The following is a 26,689-nucleotide window of genomic DNA, read 5'->3' on the forward strand; positions in this document are numbered from 1 at the left end:
TTCGAACTTTGCTGGTTCCGTTTTAGCACTTATTGACGAACATTGTCGAGACTCGCTAGAACAAATGTTTGAAAAAGCCGTGGGGCTGGCCTACGTTTGAATCACAGCTCAACCGTTTCCGCGGTTGAACACCAGTAGTTGATCAGCAGGGTCTGACATTTCAGGCCGGAAGACCCCGGCACGTGCAGCAACGGCAGCCGGGCGGATTGGAAAGGCGTTGGCGAACATGGCAGCACAAGCCACCGGCGGCAGGGCCGCTCCACGGAACCCCCAGCCAGCCCGGGCCCCCAAGAGCCTTACCGTCCGGCAGAAGAAGATCCTGGAAACGATCCAGCGGTCTGTGACGGAGAAGGGATATCCGCCGTCGATGCGCGAGATCGGCGACACTGTAGGGCTCGCCAGCCTGTCCAGCGTCACGCACCAGCTCTCGCAACTGGAAAAGCTCGGCTATCTCCGGCGGGATCCCAAACGTCCGCGCGCCATGGAAGTGCTGATGCCGCTGACCCTCGATGAGGGAAGCACCAGGATTTCAGGCGTGGAGAAGTCCGGCGGACTGCGCACCGTCGGAGGGCTGTCCGTCTCGGAGCTCGCCAGCGCCACGGATACCGCAATGGTGCCCCTCGTGGGCCGGATCGCCGCCGGTGGCCCCATCCTGGCAGACCAGGTCGTGGAAGACGTTATGCCGCTGCCGCGCCAGCTGGTGGGCCACGGCGAACTCTTTATGCTCAAGGTCGCCGGCGATTCGATGATCGACGCCGCCATCTGCGACGGCGACTGGGTCGTCGTCCGGCGCCAGGGTGATGCCCTCAACGGCGATATCGTTGCCGCACTGCTGGATGACGAGGCAACAGTCAAGACCTTCCGGCAGCGCGACGGCCACACCTGGCTGCTGCCGCAGAACACCCGCTACGAGCCCATCCTCGGCGACCACGCCGTCATCATGGGCAAGGTCGTCTCCGTCCTGCGCTCCCTTTAGGGCTGGTCCGGCCCGCAGCCCGGGAGGGCACCTAGCTAAAGCCCCGCGGCTCCCCCGCGGCTAGGTGGCAGCCTGCCGCGATTCCGTGGCGAGCCGTTCCAGCGCCGCCAGGGCGATTGCCGGATCGGTGGTCGGCCAGAACGGCGGCAAGGCCGCGCGAAGGAACGCCCCATAGCGTTCTGTCGACAGCCGTGAATCCAGGACCGCCACCACGCCCTTGTCCGACGTCGAGCGGATCAGCCTGCCTGCCCCCTGGGCGAGGCGGATGGCGGCGTGCGTGGCCGAGACGGACATAAACCCATTCCCGCCGGACTGGGCGACCGCCCGTGAGCGCGCGGTCATCAGCGGGTCATCCGGACGAGGGAAGGGAATCCTGTCGATGACCACAAGCCGGCACGAATCGCCGGGAACGTCGACACCCTGCCAAAGGGACATCGTGCCGAACAGGCAGGTGTCCGGCTCCTCGGCGAACTGCCGCACGAGTGCCGTCATGGTCGAATCACCCTGGCACAGGATGTCCACGTCCATCCGTGGCCGCATGGCCTCGGCGGCGTCTTCGGCGGCGCGCCGGGAGGAGAAGAGGCACAGTGCCCCGCCGCCGGAGGCCGTGATCAGCTTTTCCAGCTCGTCGAGGGCTTCCGGGGACGCTCCGCGGCCGGGCTTGGGCAGATGCCTGGCGACGTAGAGGATGCCCTGCTTCGGGTAGTCGAAGGGCGAGCCGACGTCGACGCCGGTCCAGCTGGGGGCGCCGGGTCCGACCAGCCCGAGGCCGCCTGCAGCCGGTTCGAAGGCGGAGCCGATCGCGAGCGTCGCCGAGGTCAGGATCACGGTGTGGTCTGCGAACAGGCCCTCGCGGAGCCGTCCGGCGACGCTGAGCGGTGCCACGTTGATCAGGGCCGGTGCGGTCTCGTCGGGCGGGGAGTAGCCCTGCTGCGGGTCGAACGTGCTGTTGCGGGAAAACCAGACCACCTCGCGGTTTTCCCGGGCAGCCAGGAGCCGTTCGCAGAGTTCCAGGATGACCATGAGCCGGGAGCGCGCGAGCTGGCGGCCGCCGTCGGCCGTGCTGGCGCTGTCCCCCTTGGAATCGGACAGAGCCGCACGGCAGGCATCCCGCAACTGGTCCACGCAGTCCAGCTGTTCGCTGTTGAGCCCGTTGGGCATCAGTCCGCTGGGGACGCCTTCGATGGCAAGTTCCAGGTGGGACGCCGCGTTGTTGAGTGCGTCCACGGTGATGCCGGTGTGTTTGCGGGCGCCCGAGGCGGCGGCATGCACCATGGCCACGGAGAGCTGGCCAGAGACGGCGCCGGTGACGCGGTCCTGGAGCTCGTGGGCCTCGTCCACGACAACGACGTCATAGTCCGGCAGGACGGCCAGGCCCTCGAAGGCGCTGACGGCCAGCATGGCGTGGTTGGTGACGACGACGTCGGCGTCGGCGGCGTTCTGCCGGGCCAGCTCGCTGAAGCACTCGGCCGCGAGCGGGCACTTCTGGGCGCCGAGGCATTCCATCGAGGTGACGGAGACCTGGCGCCAGGCCCGGTCCGTCACACCGGGCATAAGTTCGTCCCGGTCCCCCGTGACAGTGTCTTCGGCCCATTCGCGCAGCCGGACGACTTCCTTGCCCAGCTGGGAGGACGGGCCGCCCATGGCCGCCGCGAAATGCGGGACGGAGGTATCCTCGCCCAGCGAGAAAAGCTGCCCCTCGGACGGTTCCTCGGAGGGGAACCCGCCGTCGAGCTTGTGCCGGCAGACGTAATTGGAGCGCCCCTTGACCAGCGCGACTTTGACAGGGCGCTGCAGGGACGGGGTGATGGTCTTGAGCAGCCGGGGCAGGTCCCGGCCCACGATCTGGGTCTGCAGGGCCAGGGTGGCGGTGGACACCAGGGTGGGCTTGTCGCTGACCAGCGAGTGGGCGATCAGCGGAATCAGGTACGCCAGGGACTTTCCCGTGCCGGTTCCGGCCTGGACCAGCAGGTGGTCGCCGCTGTCGATCGCGTGCGCCACCTGCCGGGCCATCTCGTGCTGGCCGTCCCGGCTCTGGCCGCCCATGCCGGACACGGCCCGGTCGAGCAGCTCGATCACGAACTGCTCGCCGGCCGGGCCGGTTGCTGACTCAGTCATTGCTGATAAACGAATCCAGTTCAGCGGCGAAGCCTTCGCGCACCTTCACCACGGCCCGGGTGCCGTTCTCCTCATGGTCGAGGCTGATGATCTCGGCGTCGGTTTCGTGCAGCTTGCTGAGCAGGTCACCACGGTTGTACGGGATCAACAGTTCCAGCTTCACGCTGGGCCGCGGAATCGCCTCGCTGATGGCCTTGAGCAGCTCCGGGATGCCTTCGCCCGTGCGTGCCGAGACCACAACGTGGCGCGGTTCGCGCTGCTTGAGCCGTTCGACGACGAAGGGATCCGCGGCGTCGGCCTTGTTCAGGACGATGATCTCGGGCACCTTGCGCGCGTCGACCTCGCTGAACACTGCCCGGACGGCGGCAATCTGGCCCTCCGGATCCGGGTGGGAGACGTCCACGACATGCAGGATCAGGTCCGAGTCGGCAACCTCTTCCAGGGTGGAGCGGAAGGCCTCCACGAGCTGGGTGGGCAGCGAGCGGACGAAGCCCACGGTGTCGGCCAGGGTGTAGCCCAAGCCGTCCGAGGTCTCGGCCTTGCGGACCGTCGGGTCCAGGGTGGCGAACAGGGCGTTCTCCACCAGGACCCCGGCATCGGTCAGGCGGTTCAGCAGGGACGACTTGCCGGCGTTGGTGTATCCGGCAATCGCCACCGAGGGAACCGCATTCCGACGGCGGTTGGCGCGTTTGGTTTCCCGTGCCGGCTTCATCGCGGCGATTTCGCGGCGCAGCTTGGCCATCCGGGTGCGGATCCGGCGCCGGTCCAGTTCGATCTTGGTTTCACCGGGGCCACGGGAGCCCATGCCTGCGCCGGCACCGCCCACCTGGCCACCGGCCTGGCGGGACATCGATTCGCCCCAGCCACGAAGCCGCGGGAGCAGGTATTCGAGCTGGGCCAGTTCGACCTGCGCCTTTCCCTCCCGGCTCTTCGCATGCTGGGCAAAGATGTCCAGGATCAGGGCCGTACGGTCGATGACCTTGACCTTGACGATGTCTTCGAGGGCACGGCGCTGCGACGGGGCGAGCTCGGCATCGACAACGACGGTGTCGGCGCCGGTGGACATCACGATGTCCTTGAGCTCCTGGGCCTTGCCGGAGCCAAGGAAAGTGCCCGGATCGGGCTTGGCCCGGCGCTGGACGAGGCCGTCGAGAACTTCCGAGCCGGCCGTCTCGGCCAGGGCCGCCAGTTCGCGCAGCGAGTTCTCGGCGTCGGCGAGGGTGCCTTCGGTCCAAAGCCCCGCCAGCACCACGCGCTCGAGGCGCAGCTGCCGGTATTCGACTTCGGTGACGTCTTCGAGTTCGGTGGACAGGCCGGCGGTACGGCGCAGGGCGTGCCGTTCCTCGAGATCCTGCTGGTCGCCGTCGTAGCTGCTGGGTTCTGCTGACAGCCCGGAAATGGCCTGGGCCTTGCCGAGCACGGTTTTGGACCCGCCGGCACTTGAGCCGCCGTTGTGGCCTGCATTCCGGGCCGGGGTGTCCTTGGAGAGGATCCGGTCGATAACAGCCTGGATTTCCTCGGGACTCATGTCCTGGGCTGCTGGATCGTGTCCGGGGTTGGGCTGACTGGTCATGGTCTCCTTTGAAGGTTCGGCAATTTCAGAATAGTGCCGATTGATGCTCTCTGCTGCTGTATTCGCGCTGGGCTGACGACTATTGGTCATCCGTGCCTCCTGGGGTGCCGGCGGCAGCGATGCCGCGGGCGGGGCGGGCTCCGTGGTGGAGCAGTGAATTGAGGGAGGGACCAGGCGGCGGCGCGCCTGATGGTGCGGGAAACGGTCCGCCGGTCCTGACGCCAAGCACACGCCGGGCTCCAAGCGGACCGGGCGCCGGCAGGTGAGCCGGCTCACGGTAAGGGCCACAAGGATCAGACGGGGTGGCAGACCGGGCGGAAGGTAACTACCTGCGTCGCTCCGGGGACGGGATTGAACCCGTGCCTGCTTGCAGCGTGCCGCTTATTTGAAGGTCAGGAACATGTATTTAACACTAGCAGACCGCTCTGTCCACCCCTGACCGCCGCCGGGATACCGGGTCTCGTCGGCCCCGCGATGTCCATCCGGTTTCCCATACCGGCCGGCAGCCAACTAATCTGGCCAGTTATGGATTCTGCACACTATTTCAGCGCCCAGCCGGCCGGGCCGTTCACCCGCAAGCCACTCATCGTGGAGCTTGCCGGCCAGACGCGCCACCTGCAGACATCCTCTGCGATTTTCAGCCCGGACGCCATCGACAAGGGCACCGCGGTCCTGCTCGCCGATGTTCCCGCCCCGGCACCGCAGGGAAACCTGCTGGACATCGGCTGCGGCTGGGGCCCGATCGCGCTGACCATGGCATTGCGCGCGCCCCATGCGAGGGTCTATGCCGTGGACGTCAATGAGCGCTGTGTGACTCTGACGAACGAAAACGCCGCGCTGCTGGGGCTGGAAAATATCACGGCCAGCACGCCGGACGCCGTCGACCCGGAGCTCCGCTTCGACACGATCTGGTCCAACCCGCCCATCCGGATCGGCAAGGATGAGCTTCACGCCCTCATGCTCCTCTGGCTGCCGCGGCTGGCCCCCGGCGGTTCTGCCTGGCTGGTGGTGCAGAAGAACCTGGGCTCGGATTCGCTTCAGCGCTGGCTGGCGGCGGAGCTGGACAGCAGCTTCACGGTGACCCGTGAAAGCACCTCGAAGTCGTTCCGGATCCTGCGGGTCAGGAAATCGTCCCGCTAGCAACGATCACGGCCGGGCCGCTCAGCTCGACATGCTCGTGACCCTCCGCCCCGAGGAAGAACTTCACGCCAACGACGCCGCCGGGCACGTGCACGTTCCAGGCATCCGGTGCCCCCTGGCCGGCCCAGTGACGGATCGCGACGGCGGCGGCGCACGCGCCGGTTCCGCAGGACTGGGTTTCCCCCACTCCCCTCTCATGCACGCGCATCGTAATGGTGCCCACGCCGTCGTGGACCAGGGGCTCGGACGGAACCACGAACTCGACGTTGGTGCCGTGCGGCGGGATCGGGTCGACGTGGGGCGCGGTGAACAGCCGGGTGGCCTCGAGCTCGGCCGGTTCGGCCAGGGCCACGACGGTGTGCGGATTGCCCATGCTCACCGAGAGTGCGGGCCTGGCAACTTCCAGTCCCGCTGCGCTGACCAGCGAATCCATGGCCCGGGCGGTGGCCTCGCCGGGGAAAATGAATGCCCAGGGGCCCATATCCACGGCATAGCCGGCCGCCGTGCGGACGATCGTCTTGACACCGCCGCGGGTGCCTATGGTCAACGATTCACCGGCGGGCAGATCGACGAGGCCCTCGGCGATCAGGAAATGCACGAACACCCGGACACCGTTGCCGCACATTTCCGAGAGCGAGCCGTCGCCGTTGCGGTAATCCATGAACCACTCGGCGTCGGGGTGCCCTGCCAGCAGGGCCTGGCCTTCGGGGAGCAGCCGGGACGGGACGGCACGGATCAGGCCGTCGCCGCCGATCCCCCGGTGGCGGTCGCACAGCGCCGCGACCTGCCCGGGCGTGATGGAGAGGGTGCCGTTGGGATCGGCGATCAGCACGAAGTCGTTGCCCGTGCCGTGGCCTTTGGAGAACTTCAGTCCGCTCAGGGCCGCAGTGTCGGTTTCGGCAGTGAGGTCGGGGGCCGCGGCTCGGGAATCATCCATGGTCCAAGGCTACCGGTCCGGCCGCAGTGCCCGGAAAAACTACGCTCCCGGCGGATCACAGCGGAATGCTAGGCCGTGTCCTGTCCTTAGGGGCCGGGGCGCAGAGCGCAGCGGCCTTGGCCACCAGCCCGGGATCCTGCCGGTCCAGCCAGGTGATGCGGGGGTCCGCGCGGAACCAGGTGAGCTGGCGGCGGGCGAACTGCCGGGTGGCGATGATGGTCGCCTCCGCGGCCGCATCGACGTCCGATTCGCCGTCGATGACCTTGAGGAACTGGGCATAGCCGAGGGCCCGGGGTGCTGTCTTCCCGAGCCGGAGTCCGGCGGCGTCGAGCGTCCGGACTTCCTCGAGCAGGCCCTGGTCCACCATGTGGTGGACGCGGCGGGCGAGGCGTTCGTGGAGCAGCGCGCGGTCCACCGACAGGCCGATCTGCACGGCCGGCTGGAAGTACTCGCGGCCCGGCATAAAGGAGCTGAAGGGTCGCCCGGTCAGTTCAAATACCTCCAGGGCACGGATGATCCGGCGGGCGTCGCCGAGCCGGCCGGCGGATACCGGGTCAACACGTTCCAGCCTGGTCCGCAGCGGGTCCGGTCCCGTCGCTGCCAGCTCCGCTTCGAGGCGGCGGCGGATGGCCGGGTCCGTGCCGGGAAACTCCAGGACGTCCAGGGCCGCGCGGACGTACAGCCCGGAGCCGCCGACGAGAATCGCCCGTTTGCCGCGGCTGTGGATGTCGGCGATCAGGGCCCTGGACTGCCGCTGGAAGTCGGAGACGCTGGCTTCCCCGGTCACGTCCATGGTGTCCAGGAGGTGGTGGGGCACTCCCCTGCGTTCGGCGTCGTTGATCTTGGCGGTACCGATGTCCATGCCACGGTAGAACTGCATGGAGTCGGCGTTGATGACCTCGCCGTCGAGTTCCAGCGCGAGCGAGACGGCAAGATCGGACTTGCCGGAGCCCGTCGGCCCGACGACGGCGATCACCGGCGGCGCGGTGACCGGCGCGCCGTGCGCGCCTTCCGGAGGGACCGGCGTCGTGCCTTGCGGCGTGACGGCCATCAGGCTAGCGGCCGCGGACCGGGAGGCTCGGCATGCCCAGGGACACGCCCGTCGTGCCGGAGCCGGCACCCGGCACGGGGGCCCCGCAGGAGTCGGCCTGGGAGCGGTCCCAGGCGTCGCCGGCGCGGGAGCGGCGGAGGCTGTAGTCAGCCGCCGTGGCGGGGTCGGCGACGAGGTGGAAGGCGGCGGCCTCCGTGATGGTGACCGTGACGAGGTCGCCGGGGCGCGGCACCTCGGCACCGGCAGGCACGGAGAAGTGGACGAGGCGCTGGTCCTGGGCGCGGCCCGAGAGACGGTGGGTCTCCTCGGCCTTGCGGCCGGACTGCGCGGTGACCATGACCTCCAGGCGGCGGCCGAGCTGGCGGGCGTTTTCCTCGGCCGCGATACGGTCCTGCAGGGCGGTGAGCCGCTCGAAGCGCTCCTGGACCACGGCCTTGGGGAGCTGGTCCGGCAGATCCGCAGCAGGGGTGCCGGGGCGCTTGGAGTACTGGAAGGTGAAGGCGGTAGCGAAGCGGGACTTCTCCACCACGTCGAGGGTGGCCTGGAAGTCCTGTTCCGTCTCGCCGGGGAAGCCGACGATGATGTCGGTGGAGATCGCGGCGTGCGGGATCTTTTCGCGGACTTTGTCCAGGATGCCGAGGAACCTGGTGGAGCGGTAGGACCGCCGCATGTCCTTGAGGACCTTGTCGGAGCCCGACTGCAGGGGCATGTGCAGTTGCGGCATGACATTGGGGGTTTCGGCCATGGCGTCGATCACGTCGTCGGTGAAGGCGGCGGGGTGCGGGCTCGTGAAGCGGACGCGTTCCAGGCCGGGAATCCCGCCGCAGGCGCGCAGCAGCTTCGAGAACGCCTGCCGGTCGCCGAATTCGACGCCGTAGGAATTCACGTTCTGGCCCAGCAGCGTCACTTCGATGGCGCCGTCGTCGACGAGGGCCTGGATTTCGGCCAGGATATCGCCGGGGCGCCGGTCCTTCTCCTTCCCGCGCAGGGCCGGGACGATGCAGAAGGTGCAGGTGTTGTTGCAGCCGACCGAGATGGACACCCAGCCGGCATAGACCGAGTCGCGCTTGGTGGGGAGGGTGGACGGGAAAACATCGAGGGACTCGAGGATTTCCAGCTGGGCCTCGTTGTTGTGGCGTGCGCGCTCGAGCAGGGCAGGCAGGGCGCCGACGTTGTGCGTCCCGAAGACGGCGTCCACCCAGGGCGCCTTCTTGAGAATGGTTTCGCGGTCCTTCTGCGCGAGGCAGCCGCCCACGGCGATCTGCATGCCGGGGTTGGCGGCCTTGACCGGAGCCAGCATGCCGAGGTTGCCGTAGAGCTTGTTGTCGGCGTTCTCCCGCACGGCGCAGGTGTTGAAGACCACGACGTCCGCCAGGTCGCCGGCGGCGGGGACGTAGCCGGCGGCTTCCAGCATCCCGGACATGCGCTCGGAATCGTGCACGTTCATCTGGCAGCCGAAGGTGCGCACCTGGTAGGTGCGGGGCTCCGGCGTGTCAGGGGATGACGCAGTATCCGTGGAAGGAGTGGTGCCGGCTGCTGGGGAGGGAATGGTCAAACTCACCTGTTAAGGGTACCGGGTCGGCGCTGTCGCCGCGTGGGGGTCCTTCCGGCGGCGCAGCGGCGGCTGCTGATTCAGGGTCCGGGTTCGGCGTGCCCGGCAGCAGCATCAAGGACTTCGCCGACAATCCGGAACGCCTGCGAGGGTTGATACCCCTTGCGGGCGAGCATGGAGGCCAGCCGGCGCGTGGCCTTGTCCCGCTCGGCCCGGTCTTCGAAGCCGCGGGATCCCCGGAGCTTGCGCTCGACGAGTTCACGGGCTGCTGCTTCCTCGTCCTCGTCGCTGAGCTGTTCCAGGGCGCCGGCCGCGGTGTCCGGATCGATGCCCTTCTCAGCGAGCTCACGGCGCAGGGCGCCCTTGGCGAGCCTGCGGGTCCGGGACCGGCTGCGGACCCACATATCCGCGAACTCGGCGTCGTCAATGAGCCGCACTTCTTCGAAGCGGTCCAGCACGGCCTCGGCGACGTCCTCAGGGACATTGCGCTCGGCCAGCTTGCGGGAGAGCTGCAGCCGGCTCTTCGGCGAATTCGTCAACTGCCGGAGCACGATGGCCCGCGCGACGCCCGCCGGATCGGCGTCGCGGTCCGGCGCCGCTTCAGCGTCAAGCGCTACATCACCGGACACCGGCCCGGCGGCTGCATCGCCCGCAGGACCGGTGCCACCGGCAACGCCACGGCCAGGATTCCGCGGCCGGAATCCTGACCCCTCACGGACTCTGCCGCTAGAAGCCGTCAACGGCCTTCAGCTTCGGCGAAGCTTCGGTCTCGGCCGGTGCCTTGACGCCCACACCGAGCTTCTCCTTGATGAGGCGCTCCAGTTCTGCGGCCAGTTCCGGGTTGTCGCGCAGGAAGCGGCGGGAGTTCTCCATGCCCTGTCCCAGCTGGTCCCCGTCGTACGTGAACCAGGAACCGGATTTCTTGATGATGCCGTGTTCGACACCCATGTCGATGATGCCGCCCTCGCGGGAGATGCCCAGGCCGTAGATGATGTCGAATTCGGCGATCTTGAAGGGCGGAGCCATCTTGTTCTTGACGATCTTGGCCTTGGTGCGGTTACCGACGGAGTCAGCACCCTCCTTGAGGGTCTGGATCCGGCGGACGTCGATGCGGATGGACGCATAGAATTTCAGCGCCTTACCACCGGTGGTGGTTTCCGGGGAGCCGAAGAAGACGCCGATCTTTTCGCGCAACTGGTTGATGAAGATGGCGGTGGTCTTGGTCTGGCTCAGCCGGCCGGTGATCTTACGCAGTGCCTGGCTCATCAGGCGGGCCTGGAGACCGACGTGGCTGTCGCCCATGTCGCCTTCGATTTCAGCCCGGGGAACCAGTGCGGCGACGGAGTCGATGACGATGACGTCGAGTGATCCGGACCCGATAAGCATGTCCATGATCTCCAGGGCCTGCTCGCCGGTGTCCGGCTGGGAGACCAGGAGGGCATCGGTGTCCACGCCCAGCCTGGCAGCGTATTCGGGATCGAGGGCGTGCTCGGCGTCGATGAAGGCGGCGATGCCGCCCATGCGCTGGGCGCTGGCCACCGCGTGCAGGGCCACGGTGGTCTTACCGGAAGATTCCGGACCGTAGATTTCAACGACGCGGCCGCGGGGCAGGCCGCCAATTCCAAGGGCTATGTCCAGTGCAATCGAGCCGGTCGGGATGACCTCGATCGGCGCACGGACTTCGTCGCCCAGGCGCATGACGGAGCCTTTGCCAAACTGCTTGTCGATCTGGGCAAGCGCTGCTTCGAGCGCCTTTTCACGATCCGGGGCTGCGGCCATGGTTCACACCTCTAATGCTTTCTCGCTGTGGAGCGGCCGTTGCGGCCGTTTTTCTGTCATCACTGACGCTAATGGCACCCACCGACACTGTTGCCGGCTGACATCGCGCATGTGGAAAACGCTCTGAAAAAAGCATAGCTCTATCCGAACAGATATTCGAACAATAGTGCGGCGTGTCAGGGGATGGTCAGCGGGGCTTCACATCGCGGCCGAGCCGGCGCTCAGGCGGGACGTCCTGGACCTCGCACAGTGCGAGCCAGACCTGCCTGGGCGGAACACCGGCGCTCAGTGCCTGATCGGCCGTACGGCCTCCCACTCCCGCCAGGACCAGCGAACTGCTGAGGACACGGGAGTATCCGGCCCCGAATTCGTCATCCATGAGTCGCCAAAAGTCACTGATTCGCACCGGTAAAGTCTCTCACGGGGCGGGACCCTAGAATGGTTGCCATGAGCAACCCAACCGAGGGTAACGGTGTCCCCGGCAGCGCCGAGGATCCTGCCGAGGCAGCACTGACCGCCGTCGAGCAACAGATGAGCTTACTCTGGCGCCGCGGCCGTTCCATCTCCCATCAGCTGTCCCGGCAGGTCCACCCCGACATGGATCCGGCCGCCTACGGCCTCCTGAGCGTGATCCGCAAGCAGGGCCCCATCCGCCTGACGGAGCTGGCCTCGTGCATCGGCGTCGGCAAGCCTTCGGTGAGCCGGCAGGTCGCATTCCTGGAAAACCTCGGCCTGGTGTCCAAGGAGGCCGATCCCGTCGACGGCCGCGCACAGTCGATCCGGCTCACGCCCAAGGGCGAAGAGAAGATGCACCAGGTTCAGGATGCCCGGCGCGAGGTCTTCCGCGAACGGCTGGCAGAATGGCCGGCCGAGGAACTGCAGGCGCTCGCCCGCTACATGGCGAAGCTCAACTCCACCTACGAACGCGACGGCTTCCCGAAGGACGACTAGCGCTGGCGAGTAGCGCCAAGGCGGTCACGACGAAAGGACCCCGGCGTAGCCGGAGCCCTTTCGTCAGAGTTTAGGAACTCTTGGGTCTTAGTGGGTCGGGATCCGGCTTAGCGTGCCCCGGAAAGCAGTCCCTTGGCCAGTTCCTCGTTCAAGTCCGAGTTAAGCTCCCGGTCCAGGTCGCGGCCATAGCGCTGCGCGAACTCCTGCGGGACGGTGTCCGGCACTGCCACACCCTCGGCGACGGCGACGCGGTCGCTGACTTCACGGAGCATGAGCGAGAGCGGGACATCGAGGGCCGAGCAGATCGAGGACAGCAGCTCCGAGGAGGCTTCCTTCTGGCCGCGTTCCACTTCGCTCAAGTAGCCCAGGGAAACGCGGGCACTGTGCGAGACTTCGCGGAGGGTACGGCCTTGGCGTTGGCGGACATCGCGAAGCACATCACCGATTTCGTGACGAAGTACAACCATTTTGCGCCCCTTCTGTTCGCTCTTTGCCTGATCGGCGAGGCCCACATCCTTCCAGCGGACAACGCCGTTTACGGATACGGGCTGCTTTACCATCTGTATCGCCTTGCTCCCTCGTACGTCGAGCTCGCCATCACAGCGAACAATTAATGCTCTCATCCTAGGCGCCTCCCATATTCGGAGGCGACACAATGTAACAACTATTAGGAACCAACTTTTGTTCCCGGCAACTTTACGCCGGGTAGCTTCAGGAAGATAGGGCTTCGAGCAGGCGCTCCAAGGCGGCGCCACAGGCGAGGGAACGGATTTCCGGCCGGCTGCCCTCGAAAGCGTAGGCGTACGACGTGGCCCCGCCGGCCGTGGCGACGCCGATGAAGACCGTGCCCACCGCTTTGCCGTCGCGCGGTTCGGGGCCGGCCACGCCGGTGGTGGACACGCCGATGTCGGCACCGCAGATCCTGCGGGCACCCTCGGCCATCGCCGCCGCGACCCGGCCGTCCACGGAACCGACGGCGTCGAGCAGTTCGCCGGGGACGCCCAGGACACCTACCTTAACCGAGTTGGCGTAGGACACCACACCGCCCTGCAGCATGCCGGAGGCGCCGGGGGTGTCAGCCAGCACGGCGGCCACCATGCCGGCCGTGAGGGATTCGGCGGTGGCCACTGTCAGCCCGCGATCCATGGCGCCGGTGACGGCCTGCCCGGCCATGCGGTGAAGATTGGGGTGCAGATTGATCATGGCTTGCCTTCCTGAACCTGTTGTTTCGCTGCCCGGATGCCGCTGGCGCGCAGCTTGAGTGCCTCGATGACGTATTCGCCGCCGGTCCAGAGCGTGATGGCCAGGGCGACCATCATGACGGCGAAGGCCACGGCGCCGAGCCATGGCGCGAGGGAAGCCAGCGGAATGACGTAGAGGAAGATGGCCACCGTCTGCACGACGGTCTTGAGCTTTCCGCCGCGCGATGCAGGGATCACGCCGTAGCGGATGACGAAGAAGCGCAGTGCCGTGATGCCCCACTCACGGACCAGGATCAGGATGGTGACCCACCACGGGAGCTCCTGCAGCAGGGACAGCATGACCAGTGCGGAGCCGATCAGGAGTTTGTCAGCGATCGGGTCCGCGATCTTGCCGAAGTCGGTGATCAGTCCGCGACTGCGGGCGATGTCGCCGTCGAGCTTGTCCGTGTAGATGGCCACCGCGAACGTCGCGGCGGCAATCCAGCGCCAGAGCCCGTTCTGGGCGTGCAGCCCCGGAGCGTCGGCCACGAGGAACCAGACGAAAAATGGCACCAGCACAATCCGCAGCATCGTCAGGATGTTCGGCAGGTTCCAGATCCGCGAGGCGGACCCGGCGCTGTTGGCTTCGGCGCTAGTCACCCTCCTAGGCTACCGTCTTCACAGGCTACCGTCCGGTGAGGGACCAGGCGTCCTCGGAGCCGTCTTCGTCCCCAGAGCCGCCGTCGGCGCCGTCGTGATACTCGGTGTTCTGCGTCCGCCGGTCCAGATCGGCGGCCACGAGGTCCTCTGCGTAGCCGCCCTGGGCGATGTTTGCGTTCGCATTCTCGCTCAGCGCGGCGGTCTGGGAATCGGCGACGGCGGGCGCCTCCAGCCCGTTCATGGCAGCCAGGACCGCGGCCAGGTCGTCCGGCTTCACCAGCACGTCGCGGGCCTTGGACCCCTCGGAGGGGCCCACCACTCCCCTGGACTCAAGCAGGTCCATGAGCCGGCCGGCCTTGGCAAAACCGACCCGCAGCTTGCGCTGCAGCATCGAGGTGGATCCGAACTGGGTGGTGACCACCAGCTCCGTGGCCTGCAGCAGGACGTCGAGATCGTCGCCGATGTCGTCGTCGATCTGCTTCTTCGGCGCCTCGGGGGCGACGTCGTCACGGTAGACGGCCTTGAGTTGGCCCTTGACGTGCTCCACCACCTTGTGGATCTCGGACTCGGTGACCCAGGCGCCCTGCACGCGCATCGCCTTCGAGGCGCCCATCGGCAGGAAGAGCGCGTCGCCCTGGCCGATGAGCTTCTCGGCCCCCGGCTGGTCCAGGACCACGCGGGAGTCGGTGACCGAGGACGTCGCGAACGCCATCCGGGAAGGCACGTTGGCCTTGATCAGGCCGGTGACGACGTCGACCGACGGCCGCTGGGTGGCGAGGACCAGGTGGATGCCGGCGGCGCGGGCCAGCTGGGTGATGCGGACGATGGAATCCTCGACGTCGCGCGGGGCCACCATCATGAGGTCGGCGAGTTCGTCCACGATCACCAGCAGGTACGGGTACGGCCGGATGACCCGCTTGGAACCCTCGGGCGGGATCACCTTGCCGGCCCGGACGGCCTTGTTGAAGTCATCGATGTGCTTGAAGCCATAGTTGGCGAGGTCGTCGTACCGGGCGTCCATTTCCCGGACCACCCATTGCAGGGCCTCGGCGGCCTTCTTCGGGTTGGTGATGATGGGCGTGATGAGGTGCGGGACGCCTTCGTAGGCGGTGAGTTCCACGCGTTTGGGGTCCACCATGACCATGCGCACCTCGTCGGGGGTGGCGCGCATCAGGATGGAGGTGATCATGGCATTCACGAAGGCAGATTTACCAGCACCGGTCGCGCCGGCCACCAGGAGGTGCGGCATCTTGGCGAGGTTGGCGACGACGTAGCCGCCCTCGACGTCCTTGCCGACACCGATGACCATGGGGTGCTCCGTGCGGCGGGCGTTCTGGCTCCGCAGCACGTCACCCAGCGACACGGTCTCGCGGTCCGTGTTGGGGATCTCGATACCGATCGCGGACCTGCCGGGGATCGGGCTCAGGATGCGCACATCAGAGCTTGCGACGGCGTAGGAAATGTTCTTGGACAGGGCCGTGACGCGTTCCACCTTGGTGCCCGGCGAGAGTTCGATTTCGTAGCGCGTGACGGTGGGGCCGCGGCTGAAACCCGTGACCTGGGCATCCACGTTGAACTGGTTCAGGGTCTCGGTCAGCGAGGCCACAATCGCATCGTTGGCCTCGGTGCGCTCCTTCGGGATGGACCCGGGCGTCAGCACATCCGAGGACGGCAGGGTGTAGGTGACGTCGCCGGCCAGGGAGAGCTGTTCGGTGCGCTGTGGAATCGGGGTGGGCAGCGGCGGCGGGGTGACCGGCCGGGAGGGGACCTGGGCGGCGGCCACGGCCGGAGTGGAGGGCTGGTTCAGGGAACCCGCGGCCACCATGCCGGGGGTGACGAGCGGGATGGCCTCGGTGGCATTCCCGGCCGCTGACCCGGACACGCTGCCGGCCGTGCCAAGGCCCTGGGCCGCCTTGATCTTTTCGACGGCGATCTCGGCCTGGGTGGGCCGGCGGACGCCGGGGGCCACGGACCTGGCGCCCTTGCCGCCCTTGGCCGCCTCGGCTGCCCGCTCGTCCTCGTCCTCGATCAGGGCGCGCTCGAAGGCTTCGTCGCCGACGTAGCCTTCGAGGCGGGCGTCGGCGCCGTGGTCCTTGCCGAAAAGCCGGCGGCGCTTCTTCTTCGCCGGGGCCGCGGCGTCGTTCCCGTACAGGTAGCTGCGGTCGTGGCGGCCGCCGTCGCCGTCCTCATCCTGCAGGTCGATGCCCATCAGGTGCTCATAGGCGTCCCGCAGACGGCTGGGGATGGCACCGAAGGGGGTGGCCGTGACGATCAGCAGGGAGGTGAAGGCCAGCACGCTGTAGACGGCCACCGGGACCGCGGGGTGTAACGCGGCCAGCGGCGCGGCGGCCAGGTAGCCGAGCATGCCGCCCGCGTGGCGCAGCCCGTCGAAGCCGTCGGCGACGGTCGGCTGTCCGCCGATGATGTGGGCCAGGCCGGAGCCGGCGAAGGTCATGATCAGGAAGCCGATCCCGATCCGGTTGTTGCCGCGTCCGTCAACGGGCTGGCGGAACAGCCGGAACGCACAGACAAAGAGCATGAGCGGCAGCAGCAGGGACATCCAGCCGAAGGTGCCGTTGACAATCCCGAAGACCAGGTCCGGGAGCCAGCCCTGGAAACCCCACCAGGCGAAAGTAGCGATGAAGACCCCGAGCGCGAGGTTGAACAAGGCGGCGCCGTCGCGGCGCTCCTCGGGGGCGAGGTCGCTGACATCCTGGCCGATCCGGCGGACCCCGGCGCCGACGATGTGGGCAACGCCGAGCCAGGCGCCGGCCATGACCCTGACGAGCCAGGGCTGCTTCGGCTCCACGGCCGCCAGCTGCCGGGTGCGCGCGGTTCCCGAGGTCCCCTGCGACCGGCTGGTTTTTGATGCAGCCGTGCCGGAGCTCCGGCCCGTGGTGCTGCCTGATTTGCCGCTTGAGTTCCCTCTTGGCGCGGAGGAAGTTCGTGTCGCCATACCTGCCACGGTACCCGAACCGGGGCCTAAAACCCCGGATTTCCGGGGCTTTCCGGGCGCCATGTTGGATCAGCCGTGCCCGTCCCCACTCCGGCGGCGGGCAGCCTGGCATGCAGAAGCGGCCTCCCCGCCTGCGGCAGCCGGGGAGCTGGGCAGGCCGGGACGGCCGCGTCGGTGTTGGGTGGGGCGAGGGCGCCTAGGCCTCCAGGACCACCGGGATGATCAGGGGCTTGCGGCGCAGCTTGCGGTTGACCCAGGTGCCGACAACGCGGCGGACAACCTGCTGCAGCTGGTGTGTGGTGTGGTCCGTGCGGTTCAGCACGGCTTCCTCCAGCGCGGCGTTGATCTTGGGGATGATTTCGTCGAACACTGAATCGTCCTCGGCCACGCCGCGGGCGTGGATTTCCGGCCCGGAAACGACCTTGCCGGTGGCGCGGTGGATGACCGTGATGATGGAGATGAAACCTTCATCACCGAGGGTCTGACGGTCCTTCAGATCGGCTTCGGTGACTTCGCCGACGCTGGATCCGTCGACATACACGAAGCCGACCTCGACCTGGCCGACGATGTCGGCCTGGTGGTCCCGAAGATCGATCACGGTGCCGTTGTCCGCCAGCAGGATGCTCTCCTCGGGGACACCGGAGTCAAGGGCGATCTTGCCGTTGGCGATCAGGTGGCGTGTCTCGCCGTGCACCGGCATCGCGTTGAGCGGCTCCAGGATGTTGTAGCAGTACAGCAGTTCCCCGGCGGCAGCGTGACCGGAGACGTGGACCTTGGCGTTGCCCTTGTGGATCACATCCGCGCCGAGCTTCAGCAGACCGTTGATGATACGGAAGACGGCGTTCTCGTTACCCGGGATCAGGCTTGAGGCGAGAATGACGGTATCGCCCTGGCCGACGACGACGCGGTGGTCGCCGTTGGCCATCCGGGACAGGGCCGCCATGGGCTCGCCCTGGGAACCGGTGGACATAAGCACCACGCGGTTGTCCGGAAGGTTGTCGATGTTCTTGATGTCCACGAGGATGCCGGGCGGGACGTCGAGGTAGCCCAGCTTCGCGGCGATCGTCATGTTGCGGACCATGGAGCGGCCGACGAAGGCAACCTTGCGGTTGTGGTTGGCGGCGGCGTCGAGGACCTGCTGGACGCGGTGCACGTGGGACGAGAACGACGCCACGATCAGACGCTTGGAGGCCTGGCCGAAGAGCCGGTCCAGGGTGGGGCCGATTTCCTTCTCGGCGGTGGTGAATCCGGGCACGTCGGCGTTTGTGGAGTCCGACATGAACAGGTCAACGCCTTCTTCGCCGAGCTTTGCGAAGTGGCGGAGGTCGGTGATCCGGCCGTCGAGGGGCAGTTGGTCCATCTTGAAGTCACCGGTGTGCAGCACGGTGCCGCCGGCCGTGCGGATGAACACGGCGAGGGCGTCGGGGATCGAGTGGTTGACGGCCACGAACTCGCATTCGAACGGGCCGTACTTCTCCACTTCGCCTTCAGTGACCGTCTGCATGACCGGCTTGATCCGGTGTTCCTGCAGCTTCGCCTCGATGAGGGCAAGCGTCAGCTGGGAACCGACCAGGGGGATGTCGGCTCGCAGGCGCAGCAGGTAGGGAACGGCGCCGATGTGGTCCTCGTGGCCGTGCGTCAGGACGACGGCGACGATGTCCTGCAGCCGGTTCTCGATGTAGGAGAAATCGGGCAGGATCAGGTCGACGCCGGGCTGGGTCTCCTCAGGGAAGAGGACACCGCAGTCGACGATGAGCAGCTTGCCATCGACTTCGAAGACGGTCATGTTGCGGCCGATCTCCCCCAGGCCGCCGAGCGGCACAATCCGCAGCGTGTCCTTGGTGAGTTTGGGCGGCGTAACAAGGCCGGGAAGGGCGGTTTGGGTCATAGTGCACTACTTTCCAGGCGGGAACTGGACTGGTCTTGGCCGATCAGGAAAAACACCTGATCAGGGAAAGGCCAACCCGGCTTCCGCCAAATCCTCGCGGATGGTTGCGATCTCGGCCTCGCCCGGCTCCACGAGGGGCAAACGGACAACCGAGTTGGGCAGGACTCCCTGCCACTTAAGAACCTGCTTGGCAGCTACAGCACCCTGGATATGGGTCATCACTGCACGGACCACGGGGTCCAGTTCGAAATGTATGGTGCGGGCGGTGGCAAAATCGCCTGCAAGTGCGGCATCAATCATGGCGCGGAATTGGCGGGTGGCCACGTGCGCGGTGACGCTGACCAGGCCGACGGCGCCGGCTGCCATCCAGGGCAGCGTCAGGCCGTCGTCGCCGGAGTAGACATCGAGGTCCGTGTTCGCGAGGACCCGGGTGACCGCGGCGAAATCCGCCTTCGCGTCCTTGAGCGCCACGATCCGGGGGTGGTCCGCGAGCCGGATCATGGTCTCGGGCAGGATGGGGACGCAGGCACGTCCGGGGATGTCATAGACCATGACGGGGAGGTCGGCGGCGTCAGCCACGGCTTCGATGTGGGCCTGGATGCCGGCCTGGCTTGGCTTGTTGTAGTAGGGGGTGACGATCAGCTGACCGTGGGCGCCTGCTTTGGCGGCACGCTTGGCCATCTCGATCGAGTGCGAGGTGTGGTTGGTGCCGGTCCCGGCAATGACCTTGGCGCGGTCCCCGACAGCCTCGACGATGACGCGGAACAGCTTCTCTTTTTCGTCGTCCTCCAGCGTCGAGGTCTCCCCCGTGGTGCCCGAAATGACGAGGGCATCATTGCCGTCATCCACGAGCCTGCTGGCCAGCTCCGCGGACTGCTTATAGTCGACCTCACCGTCGGTGGTGAAAGGCGTGACCATGGCGGTCACGAGGGTTCCGAACGTGTAAGAGCGAATGTCAGATGCAGCCATATGAAAAACGTTACCCTGTCGGCGGCATGTTAGGACAATGGCGGCGGCGTGATACGCGTCAAACTCCCGGTCCGGGCGTCACTTTGCGGCTGTGCGGCAGCGGTCAAGGTCACCGTGCTGCAGCGTTGCGGTCAGCACCTCGGTCCCCGTCCCGGCGGCCTGGCGGATGATCAGCCCGTCCGGGCCCCAGAAGCCGCTCAGCCCGCAGGACGGCCCTGACGGCGTGCTGCCGCCCAGGTTGGCCAGCACCGTGAACATCCGGTTGTCCATCGCGCGGGCCCCGAGATGCAGGGCCAGGCGGCGTTCTTCCCCGGCGGCGTAGAGGGCCGAGACGGCGTAGATGTCCGCGCCGGCCGCCGCAGTGTCCCGGGCATGGTCCGGGTGGGCCGCGTCGAAGCAGATTGCCAGCGCGATCTTCCAGCCGTCGAGGTCAAGGACGGTTGCGTGCGTCCCGGCGCTGAAGAGCCGTTGCTCGGGTCCGTGCAGCCTCACCTTGAAACCGGCCTCCAGCCGGCCGGTGGGATGGACGGCGAGCGAGGCCAGCCGGGGCGTGCCGTCCGGTTCCTTGAAGGCTGCCCCGACGACCGCGGTGATTCCGGTGCGCCGGCAGATCTCCCGGATGCCATCCAGCCCGTTGTCCGCTGCGCCCACCCACTGCCCGGGATCCGCCAGCAAGTCCAACTCATAGCCGAGGAGGGACAGTTCCGGAAAGATCACGAGCCGGGCGCCATGGGATTCGGCATCCTCGATGAGCCGGATGTGCTCCGGCACGTTGGCGGCCAGACCGCCGTCGAGGGCCTGGTACTGGATCGCGGAAAGCGTCAGCGGGGTGGTCACCCTGCCATCCTAGGCACTCGGGGGCCGGGCCGGCACACCATCGGGCACGTCACCGGATGCGTCCTGACCGACGGTCAGGCGCTCGGAGCATCCTCCCCTGAAGGTTCCGTGCAGTAACGGCCGACGGCCTCCTCCCGCAGGCCTTCGGCCCAGGCGGCCAGCCGTTGCGCGGCGCGCACATAGTGGAACAGCTCGGTGGGCGTGAGGGCATCGAGGTCGGTCTCGGACAGGCGGCGGGCAAGCTCCGCGCCGGGCGTCTGCGCCGAGAGGGCCGTACCCTCCCGATGCCATTGGAGGTCAGCGGCCGGTTCCCCGGCAACCAGCCGCCTGAAGAGGAAGTCCACCACGCCCGGACTCATCGCCTTCAGCACGCCGGGCACCCCGCGGGGGGAAGCGTTTTTCTCAAATCCGTGTTTCTGAAATCCGTGTTTCTGATATCCATGTTTCTGAAATGACAGCTCTGATGCGTTGTCCATGGACTCATGTTATTAGAACATATATTCGAATACAAGAGCCGGGCGGAAACCCCCTTCGGCCGCGGATTCTCCCCATCTCTGAGCGTTCGCCCGGCGTGGCGAAAGAAACCCGCGGCATGTCCGGGCATCGAGGGTCCAAAGTCGGGGAGAATCGGCGCTCCCGGGCCCTGCGCTCTCCGACCCGGCCCTCCCGCATGGCCGGATATGAGACGATCGGACGATGACCCCGCGCGGAATGGCTGCCAGTTCCCGGACCGCCAGGGGCAACGCCGGCAGGGGCAAGGCTGCCAAGCGCAAACCTGCCAAGGGCAGGGCAATCAGTCCCCGGCTGGCCGGGATCGATGCCGCCCGCGGGCTGGCCCTGCTGGGCATGATGGCGACGCATGTGCTGCCCACATTCGAATCCAACGCGCAGCTTACGCCCACCTGGGCCGGGCTGGTGTTCTCAGGGCGGGCCTCGGCACTTTTTGCGGTGCTGGCCGGCGTCGGGCTGGCGCTGTCCACCGGGAAGCAGCAGCCGCTCGAGGGTTCCGCGTTGTCTGCAGCGCGCCGCGGCATCGCCTGCCGAGCCGTGGTGGTGGGCGCCGTCGGGCTCTCCCTGGGCGGGCTGGAGGTCAACATCGCCATCATCCTGGTCCACTACGCGGTGCTCTTCCTCTGCATCCTGCCGTTCATCGGATTCGGCGTGAAACGCCTTCTGGGACTCGCGGCCGGCTGGGTGCTGGCCGGCCCGGTCCTGGCCTTCCTGCTGCGGCCCTGGCTGCTGGCCGTGACACCGCCCCTGCAGTTGGGGCACAATCCCGGTTGGGATGATTTTTCCAGGCCGGCATCCTTGCTGGGTGACCTCTTCCTGACCGGCTACTACCCCGTGTTCCAATGGATCGCCTACCTGCTGATCGGCCTTGCGATTGGCCGGCTGGCACTGACGACGGCGGCCGTCCCGGTCCTGCTGCTGGCCGGCGGGACGGTGCTCGCGGTCCTCGCCAAGTGGTTCAGCATCGTGATGATGGAGGACTGGGGCGGCCTGGCAGCCCTGCAGGCACGGTTCGCGGACCCGGCCTACCCCCTTGGCAGCCTCCTGCAGGTCAACCTTGCCGGCGTCGAACAATCCGGATCATGGTGGTGGCTGGCCACCAGCGCCCCGCATTCGGGCACTGCGCTGGACCTCCTCCACACCTCGGGCGTCGCCGCGGCCGCCGTCGGGGCCTGCCTGCTGCTGGGCAGGCTCGGCCAATGGGTGGAGCTGGACCTGCTGCTCCCGCTTCGCGGCGCGGGCGCCATGACCCTGAGCCTCTATGCGGCCCATCTGTGCGTCATGGCAGCGCTGCGCGGGCAGCCGCTGCCGGCCGGCTGGACGGTGGACCTGGTCTACTGGGTGCAGGCCGCCGCCGCCGTGGTGGTCGGCGGGGCATTCGCCGCGCTGGCATGGCGCGGGCCGCTGGAATGGCTGGCGCACGCCGCGAACCGGCTCGGGCGGTTTCAGCCGGCCCGCACGCGCTGAGCAAACCGGCGGCAGCGCCCGGCGTCAGGCTTGCGGTGCCTTGTCGTGGAACAGCCGGACCGCGTCGCGCATCGAGGCGCGGGCCCGCTTGCGGTCGCCGGCGGCGTCGTAGGCGCAGCTGAGCCGGAACCAGGAACGCCAGTCCTCCGGGGCTGCTTCCGCCTCGGCACGGTACTTTTCGAACTCCAGGTCCGCGGCCTGGCGGATGATCCGGCCGGCGGGCGTACGCGGCAGATTGTCCTCGGGCAGGCCGCCTTCGGCTTCGAGGACCTTGGCCATCCGCTCCGTGCGGGCGCCGAACAACAGCTCCTTGACCAGGGCCCAGGCCCCGATGAAGGGCAGCACAAGGTAGCCGACCCCGATCGCCTTCGCCACAAGGTTGGGGTCGGACATGAGCAGCACCGAACGCTCGAAGGACACCACCAGGTAGAAGACCAGCAGCAGGGTGACGGCGCCGACCCAGATCTTGGTGCGGTTGGTTTTGAAGGCGGTCAGCGCGTTGGCCATGGCGCTCAGAGTCCCAGGTCCAGGTAACCGTCCAGGCCCACGGTGAGGCCCGGGTTCGCGGCGACGTTGCGGACGCCCAGCAGCACGCCGGGCATGAAGGAGGCGCGGTCGAAGGAGTCATGACGGAGGGTCAGCTGCTCCCCCGGTCCGCCGAGGAGGACTTCCTGGTGCGCAACAAGGCCGCGCAGGCGGACGCTGTGGACGCGGACGCCGTCGACGTCGCAGCCGCGGGCGCCCGCACGCTCTGTGGTCGTGGCGTCCGGGCTGGGGGCCACCCCGGCGGCGGCACGCTCGGCCGAGATCAGCTGCGCGGTGCGTACGGCTGTTCCCGAGGGGGCGTCCACCTTCTCCGGGTGGTGCAGCTCGATGATTTCGACCGATTCGAAGTACTTGGAGGCCTTGGCTGCGAAGGCCGAGGCCAGCACCGAGCCGAGGGCAAAGTTGGGGGCGATCAGGACGCCGACGCCGGGCTGGCCGGCGAGGAGTTCCGCCAGCCGTGCCAGCTTCCCGGCGTCCCAGCCGGTGGTGCCGACGACGGCGTGGAGGCCGTGTTCGACGGCGAAGCGGACGTTGGCCTCGGTGCTTCCGGGGACCGTCAGGTCCACCACTACCCGGGCGCCCGAAGAGAGCAGCGTGTCCAGCGGATCGTTCCGGCCCAGGACCGCCACGAGCTTCAGGTCCGCGGCGGCTTCGACAGCCTTCACCGCCTCGGCGCCCATGCGCCCGTTCGCGCCCAACACGGCGACTGCAAGTTGTTCGGTCATGGCATCAACCCTACTGCCGGGGCCGGTGCCGCCTCGAACCGGCGGCCAGCGTGACAGCCCCGCGCCGGGGCTGCTGCCTCCCGGAGCCGGCCGGTCCTCCTTGCCCGGGCCGACAGGTCCGGCCGGAACATCCGGCCGGACCGTTCAGCCGCCGGCGCCGACCCATTCGACGCTGCCGTCGGTGAAGAACTGTTCCTTCCAGATCGGCACCTGGGCCTTGATCCGGTCCACCAGTTCCGAGCAGACCTCAAAGGCCTGGCCGCGGTGCGCCGCCGAGACGGCGCAGACCAAGGCGGGGTCCCCGACCTCCAGCATGCCGATCCGGTGGGCTGCCCAGATCCGCACCGGCTGCCGCTGCTGTTCCCCGACGCTGCCGGCGGGGGCGGCACCGCCGGCGCTGCCCTCGGGTCCCCGGTCGCCGGCCGGGACGGAGTGCTCCGCCACGAGCCCGGCAACGACTTCGGCCATGACCTGGTGTGCCGTCGGGTGTGCGGTGTAACTGAGCCGGGAAACCTGCTTGCCGCCGTCGTGGTTCCGGACGATGCCGCTGAAGCTCACCACTGCCCCGGCGGTATCCGACCCGACCGCGGCGATAGCCTGGTCCACCGAGATGGGCTCGGCGCTGAGCACCGCATGCACCACTTCAAACGCTGATTCAATGCCCATGGCTGCCTTCCAGTTGGTCGCAGAGGTGTCCGAGGACGGGGTCCAGCACGCTCAGGCCGTCCATGACGCCTTTCGGGGATCCCGGGAGGTTGACGATGAACGTCTGGCCGGCCGCGCCCGCATGGCCCCGGCTCAGCATGGCCAGCGGCGTCTTGGCCATCCCGGCCCGCCGGATTCCCTCCATGATGCCCGGAATTTCCCGATCCAGCAGGGGAAGGGTCTCCTCGGGGGTGGCGTCGGTGGGGCTGAGGCCGGTGCCGCCGCTGGTGATGATGACGGCCGGCTGCTGGGTCAGGAGCGCGCGGAGCGCGGCACCGACCGGCGCCCCGTCCGGCACAACGAGGGCGGGAAACGCCTCGAAACCGTGTTCGGTGAGCCAGTCGATGATGACGGGACCGGTGAGGTCCTCGTATATCCCGGCCGCGGCGCGGGTCGAGGCGATGACGACGCCAGCCTTCCGGCCCGTGGCTTCGCCGTGGCGGTGGGGTTCGGGCATGCTCATAGGGTCCAGTCCCCGCTCTTGCCGCCGCTTTTGGCGAGCACCTTGATGTCGGTCAGGACCGCGTGCTTGTCCACGGCCTTGATCATGTCGTACATGCTCAGCGCCGCCACCGAGGCCGCGGTCAGCGCTTCCATTTCGACCCCGGTGACGCCGCGGGTCTTGACCGTGGCGAAGACGGTGATCGAATCGGTGTCGAGTTCGAAGTCGATGGTGACCTTGGCGATCGGCAGCGGATGGCACAGCGGGATGAGATCCGCGGTCTTCTTGGCGGCCATGATTCCGGCCACGCGGGCGACGGCCAGGGCATCACCCTTGGGCAGGTCCCCGGCCCCCAGCAGGCCCAGGACCTCGACGGTGCTCCGGACTGTCGCCGTGGCCGTGGCCTCGCGCGTCGACTCCGCCTTGTTGGACACATCCACCATCTGGGCCGTGCCATCCTGGCGCAGGTGGGTAAAGCCGTGTTTATTCTCTGCTTCGTTCACAACATCCATACTTCCACCTCCGCCCCCGCGGCGAGCGCCGCTGTTCCCTCGGGGACCTGGATGAGGGCGTTGGAGTGTGCCAGTGCATGGACCAGATGCGATCCGGCGCCGCCTTCGAGCCGGACGGTGCCGTCCGGGCCCAGCGTGCCGCGCCTGATCTGGTGCTTGTTCTGCGGGGAGCTCAGCGGTTCCGCGAGCCGCGCCCGGACGACAGTCCGTGGCGCTGGCGAGCCGAAGAGCTCCGAGAGCACGGGGCGGAGGAACATCTCGAAGGACACGAGGCAGCTGACCGGGTTCCCGGGGAAGCCCAGCACGGGAACGCCGTCGAAGCTGCCGATCCCCTGCGGGCCGCCCGGCTGCATCGCGACAGGCTGGAACTCAACGTCGTGCCCGTCCATCGCCTGCCGGACCACCTCATAGGCGCCCTTGCTGACGCCGCCGGTGGTGACGATCAGGTCCACGGCCGGGGCGTCCCGGCGCAGCAGTACGGCGAGCTCCTCCGGCCGGTCGGTGGAGATGCCGGTCCTCGTGACTTTCAGACCGGCCTGCCGCATCGAGGCCTCCAGCAAGGTGCCGTTGGAGTCGTAGATCCTGCCGGGCCCCAGCGGGCTGCCCGGTTCAACGACCTCGTCGCCGGTCGTGACCAGGAGAATCCTCAACGCCGGGTGGACCGGTACCTCGGTGTATCCCAGGGCGGCCAGCAGTCCCAGCTGCCCCGGGCCCAGGAATGTTCCGGCGGCGAGCGCCAACTCGCCCGCACGGATGTCGCTGCCGGCGTCACGGACAAAGCTTCCCGCCGCGGCGGCTGGCAGCCGGACGGTGGCCGGTGCCCCTGGCGCTGGGAAGGTGTCGGGGACGGCCTGTTCAATCGGTACGACGGCGTCTGCTCCCGGCGGCATCATGGCGCCGGTCATGATCGGGGCGGCCGTTCCGGGGGCCAGTTCCGCCGGGGCGGCACCCGCGGGGACGGGCGCGACGACGCGCAGCTCCGCGCCGCCGTCAGGCACGTCCGCGGTGCGGATGGCGAAGCCGTCCATCTGGGAGTTGGCGAACGGTGGCAGGTCCAGCGGGGCCAGGACGTTGGCGGCAAGCCCGCGGCCCAGGGCAACCAGGAGCGGTACGCGCTCGACCCGGTCCGGGGTGCGGAGCGGGGCCAGCAGCGCGCGGACCTTCTCGCGGTGCTCTTCCACGGTGACGTGCCGTGTCTGGGTGCGGTGCATGTG

26 protein-coding genes are annotated in these 26,689 nt (G+C 67.9%); 4 read left to right on the forward strand and 22 right to left on the reverse strand.

All coding sequences use genetic code 11. The features are described from left to right. Window positions 1-226: 226 nt before the first annotated feature. Window positions 227-976: a transcriptional repressor LexA gene (lexA, locus tag E5206_RS16185; protein WP_136323380.1), complete on the forward strand. Its 750-nt coding sequence runs from the start codon at window positions 227-229 to the stop codon at window positions 974-976. A 60-nt stretch (window positions 977-1,036) separates the two neighbouring features. On the opposite strand, the gene E5206_RS16190 is transcribed toward lexA, so the two are convergent. After that, entirely contained in the window at window positions 1,037-3,094 is a 2,058-nt protein-coding gene (locus tag E5206_RS16190) for an ATP-dependent DNA helicase (protein WP_136323381.1), read from the reverse strand. Further along, window positions 3,087-4,667 (reverse strand): GTPase HflX, encoded by a 1,581-nt coding sequence (gene hflX, locus E5206_RS16195; protein WP_136323382.1) that lies wholly within the window; start codon window positions 4,665-4,667, stop codon window positions 3,087-3,089. Before hflX ends, E5206_RS16190 begins: the two co-directional genes overlap by 8 nt. 525 nt (window positions 4,668-5,192) lie before the next feature. Here hflX and E5206_RS16200 point away from each other — a divergent pair. Beyond that, window positions 5,193-5,807, forward strand: a complete 615-nt coding sequence (locus E5206_RS16200) for a methyltransferase (RefSeq protein ID WP_136323383.1) — start codon at window positions 5,193-5,195, stop codon at window positions 5,805-5,807. On the opposite strand, the gene dapF is transcribed toward E5206_RS16200, so the two are convergent. The 6 genes from dapF to E5206_RS16230 form a co-directional block, all read right to left on the reverse strand. Then, window positions 5,788-6,744, reverse strand: a complete 957-nt coding sequence (gene dapF / locus E5206_RS16205) for a diaminopimelate epimerase (RefSeq protein WP_136323384.1) — start codon at window positions 6,742-6,744, stop codon at window positions 5,788-5,790. The genes E5206_RS16200 and dapF overlap by 20 nt on opposite strands. Window positions 6,745-6,799: 55 nt before the next feature. Then, window positions 6,800-7,795: a tRNA (adenosine(37)-N6)-dimethylallyltransferase MiaA gene (gene miaA, locus E5206_RS16210; RefSeq protein WP_136323385.1), complete on the reverse strand. Its 996-nt coding sequence runs from the start codon at window positions 7,793-7,795 to the stop codon at window positions 6,800-6,802. A gap of 4 nt (window positions 7,796-7,799) precedes the next feature. Next, entirely contained in the window at window positions 7,800-9,356 is a 1,557-nt protein-coding gene (gene miaB, locus E5206_RS16215) for a tRNA (N6-isopentenyl adenosine(37)-C2)-methylthiotransferase MiaB (protein WP_136323386.1), read from the reverse strand. Between the two features lie 71 nt (window positions 9,357-9,427). After that, on the reverse strand, window positions 9,428-9,901 hold the full coding sequence (locus E5206_RS16220) for a regulatory protein RecX (RefSeq protein ID WP_240690202.1): 474 nt from the start codon (window positions 9,899-9,901) through the stop codon (window positions 9,428-9,430). A 172-nt stretch (window positions 9,902-10,073) separates the two neighbouring features. Beyond that, window positions 10,074-11,126 carry a recombinase RecA gene (gene recA, locus E5206_RS16225; RefSeq protein WP_136323388.1) on the reverse strand — a complete coding sequence of 351 codons (1,053 nt, stop codon included), beginning with the start codon at window positions 11,124-11,126 and terminating at the stop codon, window positions 10,074-10,076. 187 nt (window positions 11,127-11,313) lie between these two features. After that, on the reverse strand, window positions 11,314-11,505 hold the full coding sequence (locus E5206_RS16230; protein WP_240689792.1) for a DUF3046 domain-containing protein: 192 nt from the start codon (window positions 11,503-11,505) through the stop codon (window positions 11,314-11,316). 68 nt (window positions 11,506-11,573) lie between these two features. Between E5206_RS16230 and E5206_RS16235 the strand changes: the two genes are divergently transcribed. Further along, the gene (locus E5206_RS16235) at window positions 11,574-12,077 is read left to right on the forward strand and encodes a MarR family transcriptional regulator (RefSeq protein WP_136323390.1); all 504 of its coding nucleotides are present in this window, start codon (window positions 11,574-11,576) and stop codon (window positions 12,075-12,077) included. Window positions 12,078-12,184: 107 nt separating this feature from the next. Here the strand turns inward: E5206_RS16235 and E5206_RS16240 are convergent, their stop codons facing one another. The 8 genes from E5206_RS16240 to E5206_RS16275 form a co-directional block, all read right to left on the reverse strand. Beyond that, on the reverse strand, window positions 12,185-12,637 hold the full coding sequence (locus tag E5206_RS16240; protein WP_136323391.1) for a helix-turn-helix transcriptional regulator: 453 nt from the start codon (window positions 12,635-12,637) through the stop codon (window positions 12,185-12,187). 151 nt (window positions 12,638-12,788) lie between these two features. Next, on the reverse strand, window positions 12,789-13,280 hold the full coding sequence (locus tag E5206_RS16245) for a nicotinamide-nucleotide amidohydrolase family protein (protein ID WP_136323392.1): 492 nt from the start codon (window positions 13,278-13,280) through the stop codon (window positions 12,789-12,791). Further along, window positions 13,277-13,918: a CDP-diacylglycerol--glycerol-3-phosphate 3-phosphatidyltransferase gene (gene pgsA, locus E5206_RS16250; RefSeq protein WP_136323393.1), complete on the reverse strand. Its 642-nt coding sequence runs from the start codon at window positions 13,916-13,918 to the stop codon at window positions 13,277-13,279. Before pgsA ends, E5206_RS16245 begins: the two co-directional genes overlap by 4 nt. Window positions 13,919-13,943: 25 nt before the next feature. After that, a complete protein-coding gene (locus E5206_RS16255; protein WP_136323394.1) occupies window positions 13,944-16,874 on the reverse strand; it encodes a DNA translocase FtsK in 2,931 nt (976 codons plus the stop codon). Window positions 16,875-17,070: 196 nt separating this feature from the next. Continuing rightward, the gene (locus E5206_RS16260; protein ID WP_136323395.1) at window positions 17,071-18,762 is read right to left on the reverse strand and encodes a ribonuclease J; all 1,692 of its coding nucleotides are present in this window, start codon (window positions 18,760-18,762) and stop codon (window positions 17,071-17,073) included. 60 nt (window positions 18,763-18,822) lie between these two features. Beyond that, a complete protein-coding gene (gene dapA / locus E5206_RS16265) occupies window positions 18,823-19,731 on the reverse strand; it encodes a 4-hydroxy-tetrahydrodipicolinate synthase (RefSeq protein ID WP_136323396.1) in 909 nt (302 codons plus the stop codon). A 78-nt stretch (window positions 19,732-19,809) separates the two neighbouring features. Further along, complete coding sequence (locus E5206_RS16270) at window positions 19,810-20,568, reverse strand: carbon-nitrogen hydrolase family protein (protein WP_136323397.1); 759 nt, start codon at window positions 20,566-20,568, stop codon at window positions 19,810-19,812. A 74-nt stretch (window positions 20,569-20,642) separates the two neighbouring features. Next, on the reverse strand, window positions 20,643-20,927 hold the full coding sequence (locus E5206_RS16275) for a hypothetical protein (RefSeq protein ID WP_136324182.1): 285 nt from the start codon (window positions 20,925-20,927) through the stop codon (window positions 20,643-20,645). A 337-nt stretch (window positions 20,928-21,264) separates the two neighbouring features. Here E5206_RS16275 and E5206_RS16280 point away from each other — a divergent pair, with 337 nt between their 5' ends. Beyond that, a complete protein-coding gene (locus E5206_RS16280; protein WP_136323398.1) occupies window positions 21,265-22,545 on the forward strand; it encodes a heparan-alpha-glucosaminide N-acetyltransferase domain-containing protein in 1,281 nt (426 codons plus the stop codon). Window positions 22,546-22,569: 24 nt separating this feature from the next. Here E5206_RS16280 and E5206_RS16285 read toward each other — a convergent pair whose 3' ends face one another. The 6 genes from E5206_RS16285 to glp all read right to left on the reverse strand — a co-directional run bounded on the left by E5206_RS16285 (window position 22,570) and on the right by glp (window position 26,686). Beyond that, window positions 22,570-23,052: a hypothetical protein gene (locus E5206_RS16285; RefSeq protein WP_136323399.1), complete on the reverse strand. Its 483-nt coding sequence runs from the start codon at window positions 23,050-23,052 to the stop codon at window positions 22,570-22,572. Between the two features lie 5 nt (window positions 23,053-23,057). Beyond that, a complete protein-coding gene (gene dapB / locus E5206_RS16290) occupies window positions 23,058-23,816 on the reverse strand; it encodes a 4-hydroxy-tetrahydrodipicolinate reductase (protein ID WP_136323400.1) in 759 nt (252 codons plus the stop codon). A 144-nt stretch (window positions 23,817-23,960) separates the two neighbouring features. After that, window positions 23,961-24,482: a molybdenum cofactor biosynthesis protein MoaE gene (locus E5206_RS16295; RefSeq protein WP_136323401.1), complete on the reverse strand. Its 522-nt coding sequence runs from the start codon at window positions 24,480-24,482 to the stop codon at window positions 23,961-23,963. Then, window positions 24,472-24,984: a MogA/MoaB family molybdenum cofactor biosynthesis protein gene (locus E5206_RS16300; RefSeq protein ID WP_136323402.1), complete on the reverse strand. Its 513-nt coding sequence runs from the start codon at window positions 24,982-24,984 to the stop codon at window positions 24,472-24,474. The genes E5206_RS16295 and E5206_RS16300 overlap by 11 nt, the downstream gene beginning before the upstream one ends. Next, window positions 24,981-25,475, reverse strand: coding sequence for a cyclic pyranopterin monophosphate synthase MoaC (gene moaC, locus E5206_RS16305; protein WP_136323403.1), 495 nt, complete (start codon window positions 25,473-25,475; stop codon window positions 24,981-24,983). Before moaC ends, E5206_RS16300 begins: the two co-directional genes overlap by 4 nt. After that, entirely contained in the window at window positions 25,463-26,686 is a 1,224-nt protein-coding gene (gene glp, locus E5206_RS16310; RefSeq protein ID WP_136323404.1) for a gephyrin-like molybdotransferase Glp, read from the reverse strand. The genes moaC and glp overlap by 13 nt, the downstream gene beginning before the upstream one ends. Window positions 26,687-26,689 lie beyond the last annotated feature (3 nt).

It is taken from the genome of Arthrobacter sp. PAMC25564, assembly GCF_004798705.1.
Classification (GTDB): domain Bacteria; phylum Actinomycetota; class Actinomycetes; order Actinomycetales; family Micrococcaceae; genus Arthrobacter.